The sequence below is a fragment of the Arthrobacter sp. SLBN-112 genome, from assembly GCF_006715225.1.
Taxonomy (GTDB): domain Bacteria; phylum Actinomycetota; class Actinomycetes; order Actinomycetales; family Micrococcaceae; genus Arthrobacter.
The window spans coordinates 3,818,461-3,833,437 of sequence record NZ_VFMU01000001.1 but is presented as its reverse complement, the minus strand read 5'-3'; the positions used below and the strand labels follow the sequence as shown (position 1 = coordinate 3,833,437).

At 66.9% G+C, this 14,977-nt stretch carries 12 protein-coding genes and 1 tRNA gene; 7 read left to right on the top strand and 6 right to left on the bottom strand.

Annotation, left to right across the window (positions count from 1 at the left end; all coding sequences use genetic code 11):
- Positions 1–21: 21 nt before the first annotated feature.
- Both FBY33_RS17635 and FBY33_RS17630 read right to left on the bottom strand, forming a co-directional pair.
- Positions 22–360 carry a protealysin inhibitor emfourin gene (locus FBY33_RS17635; RefSeq protein WP_142031646.1) on the bottom strand — a complete coding sequence of 113 codons (339 nt, stop codon included), beginning with the start codon at positions 358–360 and terminating at the stop codon, positions 22–24.
- 58 nt (positions 361–418) lie between these two features.
- Entirely contained in the window at positions 419–1,471 is a 1,053-nt protein-coding gene (locus FBY33_RS17630; RefSeq protein ID WP_142031645.1) for a M4 family metallopeptidase, read from the bottom strand.
- Between the two features lie 125 nt (positions 1,472–1,596).
- On the opposite strand from FBY33_RS17630, the gene FBY33_RS17625 reads away from it, so the two are divergent.
- Positions 1,597–2,547: a cation diffusion facilitator family transporter gene (locus tag FBY33_RS17625; RefSeq protein ID WP_142031644.1), complete on the top strand. Its 951-nt coding sequence runs from the start codon at positions 1,597–1,599 to the stop codon at positions 2,545–2,547.
- Between the two features lie 79 nt (positions 2,548–2,626).
- Here the strand turns inward: FBY33_RS17625 and FBY33_RS17620 are convergent.
- From FBY33_RS17620 to FBY33_RS17605, 4 genes are all read right to left on the bottom strand, one after another.
- A tRNA-Arg gene (locus FBY33_RS17620) sits at positions 2,627–2,699 on the bottom strand.
- Between the two features lie 110 nt (positions 2,700–2,809).
- Positions 2,810–4,378, bottom strand: a complete 1,569-nt coding sequence (locus FBY33_RS17615; protein WP_142031643.1) for a ferredoxin--NADP reductase — start codon at positions 4,376–4,378, stop codon at positions 2,810–2,812.
- Positions 4,375–5,247 (bottom strand): FAD:protein FMN transferase, encoded by an 873-nt coding sequence (locus FBY33_RS17610; protein ID WP_142031642.1) that lies wholly within the window; start codon positions 5,245–5,247, stop codon positions 4,375–4,377. The genes FBY33_RS17615 and FBY33_RS17610 overlap by 4 nt, the downstream gene beginning before the upstream one ends.
- Positions 5,248–5,250: 3 nt before the next feature.
- Entirely contained in the window at positions 5,251–5,742 is a 492-nt protein-coding gene (locus tag FBY33_RS17605; protein ID WP_200831418.1) for an FMN-binding protein, read from the bottom strand.
- 164 nt (positions 5,743–5,906) lie between these two features.
- Here FBY33_RS17605 and argS point away from each other — a divergent pair, with 164 nt between their 5' ends.
- The 6 genes from argS (at position 5,907) to rho (ending at position 14,894) form a co-directional block, all read left to right on the top strand.
- Positions 5,907–7,556, top strand: a complete 1,650-nt coding sequence (gene argS, locus FBY33_RS17600; RefSeq protein WP_142031641.1) for an arginine--tRNA ligase — start codon at positions 5,907–5,909, stop codon at positions 7,554–7,556.
- A 5-nt stretch (positions 7,557–7,561) separates the two neighbouring features.
- A complete protein-coding gene (gene lysA / locus FBY33_RS17595; RefSeq protein WP_142031640.1) occupies positions 7,562–9,034 on the top strand; it encodes a diaminopimelate decarboxylase in 1,473 nt (490 codons plus the stop codon).
- Positions 9,035–10,351: a homoserine dehydrogenase gene (locus tag FBY33_RS17590; RefSeq protein ID WP_142031639.1), complete on the top strand. Its 1,317-nt coding sequence runs from the start codon at positions 9,035–9,037 to the stop codon at positions 10,349–10,351.
- On the top strand, positions 10,352–11,458 hold the full coding sequence (gene thrC, locus FBY33_RS17585; RefSeq protein WP_142031638.1) for a threonine synthase: 1,107 nt from the start codon (positions 10,352–10,354) through the stop codon (positions 11,456–11,458). It begins immediately after the preceding gene.
- A gap of 2 nt (positions 11,459–11,460) precedes the next feature.
- Entirely contained in the window at positions 11,461–12,435 is a 975-nt protein-coding gene (thrB, locus tag FBY33_RS17580) for a homoserine kinase (protein WP_142031637.1), read from the top strand.
- 293 nt (positions 12,436–12,728) lie between these two features.
- Complete coding sequence (gene rho, locus FBY33_RS17575; protein WP_142031636.1) at positions 12,729–14,894, top strand: transcription termination factor Rho; 2,166 nt, start codon at positions 12,729–12,731, stop codon at positions 14,892–14,894.
- Positions 14,895–14,977: the final 83 nt, after the last annotated feature.

Genomic DNA, 14,977 nt, shown 5'->3' with positions numbered 1-14,977 from the left:
TCCCTGCTGCGGCACGGACCTTCAGGCCGGACCGCCTCCGGCAGCCCCCGGCCGGGTCCCCCCGGCAGATTCTTCTGCGGCCGCCCGTGCGGTATCAACCAGGACGCGCCAGGGGCCGGTGACGGCCTGTTCCGGCAGGGCGGCCCGGCGCTGTCCTGCCGAGATGGAGTAGATGAAGCGGTCCGGCTGCGGTGCCGCGAAAGCCGCAGCGGCTGCCCGCGGCGTGCTGGGAACGGCGTCCCAGGGGCAGGCCTCGACAAGGGGCTGCCACTGGCTGAGGTCGCTGTCCGACTGGGCATCGACGGTCCACACCCGCGTGACCGCAGCCAACCCGCCGCTCCGCTCCACCTTGATCTTCATGGCCTGGCCCCTGGGCTTCCCTCTTGCCCGGCGGCCTGTGACCGGCAGCCGGTGGTGGTTAAACCTTGACCTTTACAGTTTCCCACGCCCCCCGTACGGCGTCATGCTCTTTGGAGTCCGAACCAAAAAGGTCAGTGGCGGCACGTACCGTGGCGCGGGCAAAGACGGTGAACGTTGCTGCCGGCGGCAACGATCCATTGGTAAGGGTCTCGTACCAGATGCGGCCGGGCGCCTCCCACGCATGGCCGCCCAGGGCGTCCGCAACCAGGTAGAACGCGCGGTTGGGGATGCCGGAGTTGATGTGGACGCCGCCATTGTCGGCGCTGGTCCGGACATAGGAGTCCATGGAGCCGGGCTGCGGGTCCTTGCCCAGCACGTCGTCGTCGTATGCCGTTCCGGGAGCTTTCATGGACCGCAGGGCCAGCCCCTGGACCTTGGGCGTAAAAAGCCCTTCCCCGATCAGCCAGCTGGCCTGGGCGGCGGTCTGGTTCCTGACGTACTGCTCAACGAGCGCACCGAAGACATCCGACATCGACTCATTCAGGGCACCCGCCTGGTTCCGGTAAACAAGCCCGGCCGAGTATTGGGTGACGCCGTGCGCCAATTCGTGGCCGATAACGCTGATGGACTTGGTGAACCGGTCAAAGACATCGCCATCGCCATCACCAAACACCATCTGTGAGCCGTTCCAGAAAGCGTTGTCGTACAGATTTCCGAAGTGCACGGTGGCATCGAGTTTCAGCCCGCGTCCGTCAACGGAATCCCGTCCGAAAGCCTCGGCATACAACCGGTGCGTGTGTCCCAGTCCGTCGTAGGCCTCATCGGTGGCGGCATCGCCGGTGGGGCGTCCGTTTTCTTTGCGGACCGGACTGCCCGGAAGGGTCTCTTCGCCGCCGGCATCGTAGATGGTGCGGTTGACCGGGCCGGGCTTTGCCTGGCGCAGGCCGGGCGGGAGGACCGGAACAGCCTGCGCCCGTGCGGCCTGGAATGATTCGACGTGGCCCAGGGCCTTCCGCGCAGCGCTGGCCGCGGAAGAGAATCCGGGAGCGTCCTGCTGCGCCAGCCGGCGCAACAGGTAGGGCGGAACGATGGAACAGAACTGAACGTGCATGGCGTACTCCCTCAGCTAGGTGGTTTCAGCTTAAGAGGAGCCACCGACAATCAACGGCAGGCGGCGGCCGGAAATTCGGCAGCCTTCCGGGTACTGCAGCAAGCCCAGGTGGGTACGGTAGGCGCATGGCTGAAACCGAAAAGGGATCCTCGTCCAGCTCCACCCTGTTGATTGTCATCATCGCCTTTGTGGCCAACACCCTTGTGGCTGCGGCGAAGTCCGTGGCCGCTGTCCTTACGGGCTCGGCTTCCATGGCGGCGGAGGCAGCCCACTCCTGGGCAGACACGGGAAACCAGGTGTTCCTGTTCTTCGCCGAGCGGCGTTCCGGCCGGCCCAGGGACGAGAGCCATCCCATGGGCTACGGCCGGGAAGCCTATGTGTGGTCCATGTTCGCCGCGTTCGGACTCTTTACCGCCGGCGCGGTGGTGTCCATCATGCATGGCGTCCAGCAGATTATTGAGCCGGAGCCGGCGGCCGATTTCGGTGTGGCCTATGTGGTCCTGGCCGTGGCTTTCGTCTTCGAGGGAATTTCCTTCGTCCAGGCGTTCCGGCAGACCAGGAAGGCGGCCCATGAGCTGGACCGGCACACCTTGGAGCAGGTACTCATCAGTTCAGACCCCACCCTGCGCGCCGTCTTCGCCGAGGACGCTGCCGCGCTGATCGGCCTCGTTGTGGCATTCGTGGGCGTGTTCCTGCACCAGGTCACGGGATCACCGTTGCCGGATGCGATCGGTTCGATCGCCGTGGGCGTACTGCTGGCCGTCGTCGCCGTCGTCCTGATCGACCGGAACAGGCGCTTCCTGGTGGGCCAGGGCGTCACCCCTGACATTGAACGGTCCATGGCCCGGCGCGTGCTGGAGCACCCGGACATCGCCCGGCTCACCTACCTGCACCTGGAATTCGTGGGACCCCGCAAGCTGTATCTGGTGGCGGCCGTGGACCTGCAGGGGGACCATCCCGAACACGAAGTCGCCGTAACCCTCCGCCGGATCGAGCGTGAGCTGGAAGACCATGAAACGGTCGAGGAGGCCGTGCTGACCCTGGCCACGCTGGATGAGGCCGCCCTGAAGTTTTGATCCTGCGGCACGGTGGAACCGGCTAAGGCATGGAACGAAAGAACCCCCGCCGCTTCAGTGAAGCGACGGGGGTTTTCTGTGCCCTCGATAGGATTCGAACCTACGACCTTCTGCTCCGGAGGCAGACGCTCTATCCCCTGAGCTACGAGGGCAATCGGGATTTCCTGCCGTTCCCGGCGGGACGTCCTAGAGCTTAGCAGGAAGGTGGCCCGCATGGGAAAACCGGGGCCAACGCCAGGACAGGGCAGGCGACGAAGCGGGCTTAATAGCCGGAGAAAGAGTCTGTCCGGACCCGCCGGGCACCGGCGCTCTTCGCGGCGCGGCGAAGGGACGCAACACTCGCCGGTGATCCCGAGACATAGACCTCGCGGGCGGCGATGTCCGGCACGAGTGCCGCAAGGGTTTCGCCGTCCAGCCGGTCCCCGGGGAGCCGGTCCCCGGGACCGGAGCGTCCGGCAACGGAGGCCAGTCCGGACGGCGGCCGCGAACCGTCCGCCGTCCGCACCAGCACCCGGATGCCGGAATCCCGGAGTTCTTCCGCGTAGGCCACTTCGTCAGCGCTCCTGGCCAGGAGCAGGAGTACCGCGTCCCGCTCCCGCAGGCCCCCGGAGGACAAATGCGAAACAAAGGGTGTGATCCCGATTCCCGCAGCAATGAGCAGTACCGGGCGGTGCGGATCGCGCGGCAGGACAAAATCGCCGCCCACTGCCGTGGCTGCCACTTCGTCGCCCGGCCGCAGCGCCAGGAGCGCCTCCTTCGCCGCGGACAAGGGGCCGGCCGTCCGCACGGCGAACTTCACCAGGCGCCCGCCGGGGGAGCCGGTCAGGCTGAACACCCGGCGTCGGCCCTTGCCATCAGGCCTCGCCTGCGGCAGGTCCACTTCCATGTACTGGCCCGGAAGGAAGCGAACCGGCCGGGCAGGTTCGAAGGAGAACTCGGTGGTAGCCGGCGTCAGCTGCCGGGTACCGGCGAGCCGGAGCTTCACGGCCCCGCGCTGGCCTGCCAGGAAGGCCAGCAGGTTGCCGGCCAGCAGGGCTGCCTCGGGCGAGTTGGCGAAGAAGCCAAGGTTCCACGGGACTGCAAAGAGCACCGCCACCACGGCGGCCAGCGCCAGCTGTTGGCGGCGGCGGGGCGGCAGCGTCAGGGGCTCGGTCAGCATGAATCCGACGAAGAACAGGACCGGCCGCTGTGCCAGGGCCTGGTAGATGCCCATTCCCGCCGTCATGCCCGAGCGAAGCAGTTCCAGCGTGATGACGGCGGTGGCCGCCAGCGTGAACACGGACGCCATCAGCACTTTGCGGGTCCGGTACAGGACCAGCAGTACGCCCGGCACCAGCAGCCACAGCACGGCAGGAGTCGCCGCCCACCACGTAGCAATGTTCAAACCGGTCAGTCCGGTGGCAAAGGCGCCGGCGGCCGCAGGATTGAAGATGTGCCGGCCACGCCACGCCAAGGCGTATTTGGAGGCGGACGCCAGGACACACGCCAGTGCCACCCCGGCCAGGTCCAGTGGCTGGAGCGACGGCCAGAACAGGAAGTAGAGCAGCAGCCCCGTGATGAGGGAAGACTCTGTATGGGGGTTCACCCGGAAAAGCGCCGCCAGCACCCGGTTGGAGGCGTAGGTCAGGCCCAGGCACAGTGCCAGGTGGACCAGAATGGCCGGGATGCCGAACGTCAGCCAGCCCAGGACGTTGAGCAGGATGCTGTAGCCGGCCAGTACCGCCAGGACCACCAGGGTAATCCGGTACATGGTGAACCTGCCCACGGCAGTCCCCATCCGGCCGGCCAGGGACGCGGGCGGGCGGGCCTGCGGCGTTTCCACGGGGTTCATGAGAACAGCGTCCCTTCGAATTCGGCGGAGTAGGCTGCGCTGCCGTCGGAAAAGACGGTCAGCCAGGAGAAATCAAAGGTTTCCTGGAGCGTGGCGCCGGGAACAAAGAACAGGGCCGTTGCAATGGCATCGGCCAGCATGGCCGTCCCAGCCAGGGTCCAGGTGGCGACGGCGGTCCGCACCGGCTCCCCGGTGGTCCCGTCCAGGACGTGGTGCATTCCGTCGCCCCAGGCCCGGCGGTTGGCGGCGGAGGCACACAGAGCGCGGCCGTCCAGGTCGATTTTCCCGATGGCCTGTGCCGGGTTGTAGGGGTGTTCCAGCGCCACGCTGACGGGTCCTGCCCCGCGTGTCAGCAGGTCGCCGCTGGCATCGATGATGAATGCGCCAATGCCCGCGTCCTCCAGTTCCGCGGCCAGCAGGTCCACCAACAGGCCCTTGCCGGCCGCGCCGATGTCCAGCAGCACGGGAACGTCCGCGGTCAGGACTGCTCCGGACCAGCTGAGCACCGATTCCCAGGGCGGTGCAGGCAGTGGCGGACCGGCCGGCCGCAGCGAATACGCTGCGTCATACCCCAGACGCTCCAGGCTGCTGCCAATCAGCGGGGTCATGGCGCCGCCGGTGACCCGGTACAGCAGGCGGTATAGCTCGCCCAGCGGGGCGGCCTCCTCCGGAAAGGCATAACGTCCCGGCGTCCGTGCCAGGTCCGCTACCCGTGAGTCGGCACGGAAACGGGACCAGTCGGCGTCGAACTTTTCAACCCTGTCCAGGAGGTGTGCGCGAAGGGACGGGGGCAATGGCTGCGCAGTGGTGATTTCCCAGGCGGTTCCAATGCCCTGGAACGAAAAGTCCTGCCAGTCCGCGAGGGGCACCGCCTACTGCGCCTCCGCCTTGATCTTGTCCACGGCCTGGTTGAAGCCTCCGCTGGTCAGCGAGGACCCGGCAACCTTGGAAACGTTAAGCTCGTCGATGTTCCGGCCCACCACCTGCGCAGCGATGCCCCCGGCGAACTGGCCCTGGAACTTCCGGGTGTTTGGATTGGACGGGTGCTGGGTGATCTGCACGTCCGTGACTTTTCCCGCCGCCAGCTTCAGCTGCACGCCCACTGTTTCCGTGCCGTTCGGGGACACATAGTTCCCGTCCGCGCTGTAGGTGCCGTCCTTGTAACTGCCGCCGCTGCCGGCAAGAGCGGAAGAACCCGAAGCAGGAGCGGCCGGGGTCCCCGCGGTGCCAGGGGTGCTGTCCGCCGCGGACGGTGCACAGCCCGCCACCGTTCCTGCGAGGGACAGGCCTGCGAGACCGGCGAAAAGACTCTTGCGGAACGCAGTGCCGGAGGTGGCGGGGCTTTGGGGGCTGGAGGGTCTCATGAAGGCTCTCGTTTCACTTTTGGGGCTGTACCGTTCACTTTCGCTACGGTTTAGTCAACGCCGGATCCACGCGAATGGTTCACCGCACTCTTTTGGATGCAGCCGGAACGGCAGCCAGGAGCGCCAAATTCTTTGCTGTCACTGGCCCCCGGTAGTCTAGAGGGGTGACTCCCGAAGAACTTTCCCTCGCCATATCCGCCTGCCTCAAGGACGCCGTCGCCGCCGGCGAGATCGCCCTCGCGGCATCAGCAGTCCCCGAGGACGTGCGCGTGGAGCGGCCCAAGAACCGGGACCACGGCGACTGGGCCACCAACATCGCCCTGCAGCTGGCCAAGCAGGCGGGCACCAACCCGCGCGAATTCGCAAGCGTGCTCAGCGCCCGCCTCAAGTCGATCAACGGCGTCTCCGCCGTGGACATCGCCGGACCCGGCTTCCTGAACATCACCGTGGACGCCGCAGCAGCCGGTGCACTGGCGAAGGCCATCGTCGAGGCAGGCAGGGACTACGGCACCAACACGGCGCTCGCCGGGCGCACCGTCAACATGGAATTCGTGTCCGCAAACCCCACCGGGCCGCTGCACATCGGGCACACCCGCTGGGCTGCGCTGGGGGATTCGATCGCCCGCGTGCTGCGCGCCTCCGGCGCCGACGTCACGGCCGAGTACTACATCAACGACGCCGGCTCGCAGATGAACACCTTCGCCCACTCCGTCTACAACCGGCTGCACGGCCTTCCCGTGCCCGACGGCGGCTACCCGGGTCAGTACATCGCAGACCTTGGCCACGAAGTGCTCACCGCGCACCCGGACATCCGCGAACTCACTGAGGTTGCCGCGCTGCCGGTCATCCGCGCCGCCGCCTACGAAGCGCAGATGAAGGACATTAAGGCCACCCTGGCGGACTTCGGCGTGGAGTTCGACGTCTTCTTCTCCGAGCAGGAACTGCACGACGCCGGCGCCATCGAAAGTGCCGTGGCGCGCCTTCGCGAACAGGGCCACGTGTTCGACGACGGCGGTGCGGTCTGGCTGCGGACCACGGACTTTGGCGATGACAAGGACCGCGTGATGATCCGTGCGAACGGCGAGCCCACGTACTTCGCCGCGGATGCCGCCTACTACCTGTCCAAGAAGGACCGCGGTTTCACCGAGAAGATCTACCTCCTGGGCGCTGACCACCACGGCTACATCAACCGGCTGAAGGCCATCGCTGCCGCTGCAGGCGATGACCCCGAAATGAACATCGAGGTCCTGATCGGCCAGCTGGTGTCCGTTAACGGAGCCAAGCTGTCCAAGCGCGCCGGCAACATCATCGAGCTCAAGGACCTGATCGACTGGCTGGGCAAGGACGCCGTCCGCTACTCCCTGGCCCGGTTCCCGGCCGACTCGCCGCTGACCCTTGATCCGGAGCTGTTGAAGAAGCACAGCAACGAGAACCCTGTGTTCTACGTGCAGTACGCCCATGCCCGTTCGCGCGGCGCCGCACGCAATGCGGTGGATGCAGGCGTGGACCGCTCCGCATTCGAGGCTTCGCTGCTGGACCACGCCACCGAAAACGAGCTGCTGTCCTACCTGGGCAGCTACCCGTCCATCGTGGCCAAGGCGGCAGAGCTGCGCGAACCGCACCGCGTGGCCCGCCACCTGGAGGCCATCGCGGGGGCCTACCACCGCTGGTACGACGCCTGCCGCATTGCCCCCATGGGTGACGAAGCGGTGACCGACCTCAACCGCACCCGGCTGTGGCTCAACGACGCCACCAGCCAGGTGCTGGCCAACGGACTTGACCTGCTGGGCGTTTCAGCCCCGGAACGGATGTAGGACTGATGACGCACACAGGAGCACAGGGTTCTCCGCTTGCCCCGGAATGGCTCGCCGTTCCGGCTGACCTCAATGCCCTCCACCAACCCATGTGGGCCCGTGACGTGGCGCGCAACGGGGATGGCGAACTCAGCATTGACGGTATCCCCGTCAGCGAGTTGCAGCGGCAGTACGGCACGCCGCTTTTCGTGATGAGCGAGATCGACTTCCGTGCCCGGGCCAGGGCCTTCAGCGACGCGTTCAATGATGCGTTCGCCGACATCTGCGGGGGAGTGGACGTCTACTACGCCGGAAAGTCGTTCCTGTGCACCTCGGTCGTCCGGTGGGTGGAGGAGGAAGGGCTGCGCCTGGATACAGCATCGGGCGGGGAACTCGCCGTTGCCCACCGGGCCGGGATTCCCGGGGCGGACGTCGCCCTGCACGGCAACAACAAGTCCGACGGCGAGATCCACCGGGCCCTTGACATGGGCCTGGGCCGGATCGTGGTGGACAGCCTGGCCGAACTGAAGCGCGTAGGCAGCATTGCCCAGGCCCGCGGTGAACAGGCGAAGGTCATGCTTCGGCTCACCCCCGGCGTCCACGCCCACACGCACGAATTCATCGCCACCGCCCACGAGGACCAGAAGTTTGGCCTGTCCATGGCGGCTGACACCACGGATGAGGCCGGCCTCTCCGCTGCCGAGGAAGCAGTGGCGGCGGCAGCAGCACACCCCGGCATCGAACTGCTGGGCCTGCACTGCCACATCGGTTCACAGATCTTCGAACCGGACGGTTTTGCGCTGGCCGCCCAGAAGCTCCTGCGCTTCCTGGCCGCCATGCAGGACAAGTACTCCATCACCATGCCCGAACTGGACCTCGGCGGCGGGTACGGGATCGCCTACACCCCGGTGGACACCCCCCGCCCCGCAGCAGAAATCGCGACGGCGATGGCCGCCGTCGTGCGTTCAACCTGCGCCGAGCTGGGCATCGACGCGCCCCGCATCTCCATCGAGCCCGGCCGCGCCATCGTGGGCAGCACCACCTTCACCCTCTACGAGGTGGGCACGCTGAAGACAGTACGCGTGGATGCCCCTGCGGCTTCCGCCGACGGTGACGCGGGCAACAACGTTACGTATCCGCGCCGGTATGTTTCGGTTGACGGCGGTATGAGCGACAACGCCCGGCCGGTGCTGTACGACGCGGATTACTCGGCCGTTCTGGCCTCGCGCACGTCCGACGCAGCTCCGCAACTGTCCCGCGTGGTGGGCAAACATTGCGAGAGCGGCGACATAGTTGTTAGAGATGTATATCTGCCCGAGGACGTGGCAGCCGGTGATCTGCTTGCTGTACCGGGAACCGGCGCCTACTGCTGGGCCCTCTCGAGCAACTACAACTATCTGGCCCGGCCGGGCGTTGTCGCGGTGCGCGACGGATCTGCCCGGCTGATTGTCCGCGGGGAAACCGAAGAAGACCTGCTGAACCGCGACATGGGAGCCTGAATGACGGAAATGCGAACGCTGAAAGTGGCCCTGCTGGGCTGTGGCAACGTTGGGGCCCAGGTTGCGCGGATCCTCATTGAGGACGCCGACGCGCTCGCCGCCCGCACCGGTGCCCGCCTGGAGCTCAGCGGCATTGCCGTGCGCAACGTCAACGCCCCGCGCGACGTGGACCTGCCGCAGGAGCTTTTCACCACCGACGCCGACACCCTGGTCAAGGACGCCGACCTGGTGATCGAACTGATGGGCGGCATTGAACCGGCCCGCACGCTGATCCTCTCCGCGCTGCGCAACGGCGCATGCGTGGTCACGGGCAACAAGGCGCTCCTGGCACAGGACGGACCCACCCTCTACGAAGAAGCGGACAAGGCAGGCGTCCAGCTGTCCTACGAAGCCGCCGTGGCCGGAGCCATCCCCATCCTCCGCCCCATCCGCGACAGCCTCTCGGGCGACCGGATCACCCGGGTGCTGGGCATCGTCAACGGCACCACCAACTTCATCCTTGACCAGATGGACACCACCGGCGCCGAGTTCTCCGACGCCCTCGCCGAGGCCCAGCGCCTTGGCTACGCCGAGGCGGACCCCACCGCCGACGTCGAAGGCCACGACGCTGCAGCGAAGGCCGCCATCCTGGCGTCGTTGTCCTTCCACACCCGCTTCGCCCTGGACGACGTCCACTGTGAAGGCATTACGTCCGTCAGCGCCGCGGACATCGCCGCTGCCAAGGATGCCGGTTTCGTCATCAAGCTGCTGGCCATCGCGGAGAAACTGACCGGTGCCGACGGCAAGGAAGGCGTGTCCGTCCGCGTCCACCCCACGCTGCTGCCGCGCGAACACCCGCTGGCCGCTGTGCGCGGGGCGTTCAACGCCGTGTTCATTGAGGCCGAAAACGCCGGCGAGCTGATGTTCTACGGCCAGGGAGCCGGCGGCACCCCCACGGCATCCGCCGTGCTGGGCGACCTCGTCTCGGCAGCCCGCCGCCTGGTCCTGGGCGGTCCGGGACGCACCGAAACCACCACCGGCCATGTTCCGGCGCTGCCCATCGATGCGGCCACCACCAGCTACTACATCGGGCTGGACGTCGCCGACCAGCCCGGCGTGCTGGCAAAGATCGCCCAGCTGTTTGCCGGGCACGGTGTCTCCATCGAAATCATGCGGCAGACCATCCACCGGGATTCGGAATCCAACGTGGAGTCGGCCGAACTGCGGATTGTCACCCACCGCGCGTCAGAGGCTGCCCTTGCAGCCACCGTCGAGGCCGTGAAGGGCCTGGACGTCATCAATTCAGTTACATCCGTTTTGCGGGTAGAAGGAGTCTAAGTGGCTCACCAATGGCGCGGTGTCATCCGCGAATACGCTGACCGTCTGCCCGTGACGGAGTCCACCAGGGTCATCACCCTGGGCGAGGGCGGCACCCCGCTGGTGCACGCGCAGAAGCTCTCCGAACTCACCGGTTCCGAGGTCTACCTGAAGGTGGAGGGAATGAACCCCACCGGTTCCTTCAAGGACCGGGGCATGACCATGGCCATGACGGCGGCGGTGGCCTCCGGCGCCAAGGCCGTGGTGTGCGCTTCCACCGGCAACACCTCCGCGTCCGCCGCCGCCTACGCAACCGCCGCCGGCCTGAAGTGCGCCGTCCTGGTGCCCGAAGGCAAGATCTCCATGGGCAAGCTCAGCCAGGCCATCGCCCACGGTGCCACCCTCCTCCAGGTGGACGGCAACTTCGACAACTGCCTGGACATCGCCCGCAAGCTGGGGGAGTCCTACCCCGTCTTCCTGGTCAACTCCGTCAATCCTGCCCGCATCCAGGGCCAGAAGACCGGCGCCTTCGAGGTGGTGGACGCCCTGGGCGATGCACCGGACATCCACGTCCTGCCCGTGGGCAATGCAGGCAACATCACCGCGTACTGGAAGGGCTACAAGGAGTACTCGGCTCCGTTCGAGTCCGAAACATCCGGCACGCTGCCCGCCGTCTCCACCAGGACGCCGGCCATGTGGGGCTTCCAGGCTGCCGGGGCAGCTCCGTTCGTGGCGGGCCACCCCATCACCGAGCCGGACACCATCGCCACGGCCATCCGCATCGGAAACCCCGCGTCCTGGGACGGAGCCGTGGGCGCACGCGACGAATCCGGCGGACTCATCGAAGCCGTCACCGACGAGGAAATCCTGAACGCCCACCGCTGGCTGTCATCCCGTGAAGGCGTGTTCGTGGAGCCCGGCTCCGCCGCCGGTGTAGCCGGTCTGCTCAAGAAGCACGCCGCCGGCGAGGTGCCCTCCGGCAAGACCATCGTCATCACCGTCACCGGCCACGGCCTGAAGGATCCCCAGTGGGCCCTGCGCACGGAGGACGGCAGCGACGTCCAGCCCGTCAAGGTTCCGAACGATGTGGTCACCGTTGCCGCTGAGCTGGGACTGGAAGAAAAATAGCCTTGGACACCACCTCGCAGGCCGCGGTCGGACTGCACCTGATTGAGCCGGGGCAGCGCGTCACCGTCAGGGTCCCCGCCACGAGCGCCAACCTCGGCCCCGGCTACGACAGCCTTGGGCTCGCACTGGCCCTGCACGACACCCTCACCGTGGAAAGCCTCGACACGGACGACCTCGTGTTCGAGCTCCGCGGCGAGGGCGCTGAGACCCTGCCGCGCGATGCCAGCCACCTGGTGGTCCGCGCCATGGACGCGGCATTTGAGCGGCTGGGTTACCGGCACGGCGGACTGAAGGTGGTTGCCGACAACGTCAACCCGCATGGCCGGGGACTGGGCTCGTCCGCATCTGCCGTGGTGGCCGCAGTCTCGGCTGCCAACGCCATGGTGCCGGCCGCAGACCAGCGCGGAAAGGACTGGATCCTCCAGCTCACCAGTGAACTGGAGGGCCATCCGGACAACGTGGCACCGGCCCTTTTCGGCGGACTGGCGCTGTCATGGCAGGACAGTGAGCAGTACAGCAGCACCCGTGCCACCGTGGCCGGGTCCGTGATCCCCATCGTGGCGGTACCCAACTTTGAACTGTCCACCGAAGCGGCCCGCGCCCTGCTGCCGGCATCCGTGGGACACCATGCGGCCGCCATGAACTCCGGCCGCGCCGCCCTGCTGATCCACGCACTGACGCAGAATCCCGAATTCCTGTTGCCGGGCACCGAGGATTACCTGCACCAGAGCTACCGCGCCGACGCCATGCGGCCCAGTGCCGCCTTGATCGGCGCGCTCCGCAAAGCGGGCTATGCTGCAGTGGTTTCCGGGGCCGGGCCCACCGTCCTGGTGCTGGCAAACGGTGAAGAACAGGCAGGCAACGCCCTCGCCTTCATCCAGGCCTATACGGCGGAGAACACGCCGGATATTGGCTGGCGCGTGCTGAAGCTGGCAGTGGACGTCGAAGGTGCTAAGGTTGAACTGCACCGGCGGTAATTCCGCCTATCTGATCTGCTCCTGCATTCAGTTGCTATTTGATCTACCACTGTGAATGTATTCCGGTGCCGCCTGCTTGGTCTGTCGCAGGAATCTGCAGCATTCAACTGCCCCTGAACCGTCAGCCCGGCGTTGTGCCATGGGCGCAGCGCAAGGTGAATCAGTATCCGGCCCTGCTGGCCGAAATCCAACCGGCAAGGCCGAAATCCCGGCTGCAGATCTGAACTGCAGCCCAGATCAAATCATCGCGCCCAGCTCCCAGTCTGGACGCCGTCGAGGGGGAAGGATCCTTCGTGACCGAAACCACTGAGCTGTCGCCAGCTGTGGAACACACAACTTCTGCTGCCGAATCACCGGCCGCAACCGCCAAGAGCAGCGGCCTCGCCGGCCTGAAGCTCGCCCAGCTGCAGGCCCTGGCCAGCCAGCTCGGTATCTCAGGCGGATCCCGCATGCGCAAGGGGGACCTGGTCTCGGCCATTTCCGCCCACCGTGCAGGAACACTCACCGCCAAGGCCCCCGCAAAGTCAGCGGAAAAGGCTCCGGAAACCGCCGTGGCTTCAGCTGCACCGGCTTCCGCTCCGGAGGCCCCGGCCGCCGAAGCTCCCGCCGCCGAGGGCACCCGTGCCCGCGGACGCGGCCGCAGCCGCCGCGCCGTCAGTGACGGTGTGGTTGCCCCGGTTGCCGAAGCTCCCGTCGCGGAAACCCCCGCTGCGCCTTCCGGCGCAACCGTTGAGTCGCCGTCGGCCGCTCCTGCGGAAACCACGGAGGGAACCGAAGGCGCCCAGGAGCGCCGCCAGCCCCGCACCCGCAACCGCCGCCGCAGCGAGGCTGCTGCCGCCGTCATCCAGGAGGCCCCGGCGGAAACTCCGGCAGAGCAGCCCGCCACCGAACAGCGTTCAGGCGAGCAGCGTTCGGGTGAGCAGCGTTCGGGTGAGCAGCGCACCGAAGCCCCCGCGACTGAAACGGGCGACGCCGGCCAGCGCACCGAACGCCGCGACGGCGGCCGTACCCGCGGCCGCGACAACACCTCCCGCGACTCGGACGGCGGCCGTGACAACAGCGGCAGCCGCGATGCAGGCCAGCGTGAAGGCAGCCGGGACAACCGCGACAACGATGACAGCGACGGCGGAAGCCGCCGCAACCGCCGGAACCGCCGCGACCGGAACGACCGCAATGACCGCTCCGGCGGCCAGGACCGGGACAACTCCCGCAACGACCGCTTCCGCGACCGCAACGACCGCCGCCGCGGCCGCAACCAGGGCCCGGACGTGGACGACGTCGAGGTCACCGAAGACGACGTGCTGCTGCCCGTCGCCGGCATCCTGGACGTCCTGGAGAACTACGCGTTCATCCGGACCTCCGGCTACCTGCCCGGCCCCAACGACGTCTACGTCTCCCTGGCCCAGGTCAAGAAGTACAACCTCCGCAAGGGCGACGCCGTCGTCGGTGCCATCCGCGCACCCCGTGACGGGGAGGACCGCAGCCAGCAGTCCAACCGCCAGAAGTTCAACGCCCTGGTGCGCGTGACGTCTGTCAACGGCAAGACCCCGGAAGAGCTCAAGGACCGCGTAGAGTTCGCCAAACTGGTTCCGCTGTACCCGTCCGAGCGCCTGCGCCTGGAGACCGACCCCAAGAAGATCGGTCCCCGCGTCATCGACCTCGTTGCCCCCATCGGCAAGGGCCAGCGCGGCCTGATCGTCTCCCCGCCCAAGGCCGGCAAGACGCTCATCCTGCAGTCCATCGCCAACGCGATCACCACCAACAACCCTGAGGTCCACCTCATGATGGTGCTGGTTGACGAACGCCCCGAAGAAGTCACGGACATGCAGCGCACCGTCAAGGGTGAGGTCATCGCCTCCACCTTCGACCGTCCCGCCGACGACCACACCACCGTGGCCGAACTCTCCATCGAACGCGCCAAGCGCCTCGTGGAAATGGGGATGGACGTGGTGGTCCTCCTGGACTCCATGACCCGCCTGGGCCGTGCCTACAACCTGGCAGCACCGGCCTCCGGCCGCATCCTGTCCGGTGGCGTGGACTCCGCAGCCCTTTACCCGCCCAAGCGCTTCTTCGGTGCCGCCCGCAATATCGAGAACGGCGGCTCGCTCACCATCCTGGCCACCGCCCTCGTCGAGACCGGATCCAAGATGGACGAGGTCATCTTCGAAGAGTTCAAGGGCACCGGCAACATGGAGCTCCGCCTGTCCCGCCAGCTGGCGGACAAGCGCATCTTCCCCGCCGTGGACGTCAACGCGTCCGGCACCCGGCGCGAGGAAAACCTGCTCTCGCCCGAAGAAGTCAAGATCATGTGGAAGCTGCGCCGCGTCCTCTCCGGACTCGAGACCCAGCAGAGCCTTGAGCTGCTCACCAACAAGATCCGGGAAACCCAGAGCAACGTCGAGTTCCTCATGCAGGTCCAGAAGACGACGCTTGGCGCGAAGTCGGATAACGACAAGTAGCTTTATCCGGGGCGGGGCCGTCGCATATTTTTGCCGGCCCCGCCCCTTCGCGTTGCTGCTGACATACTGCGTACGTCAGCAGC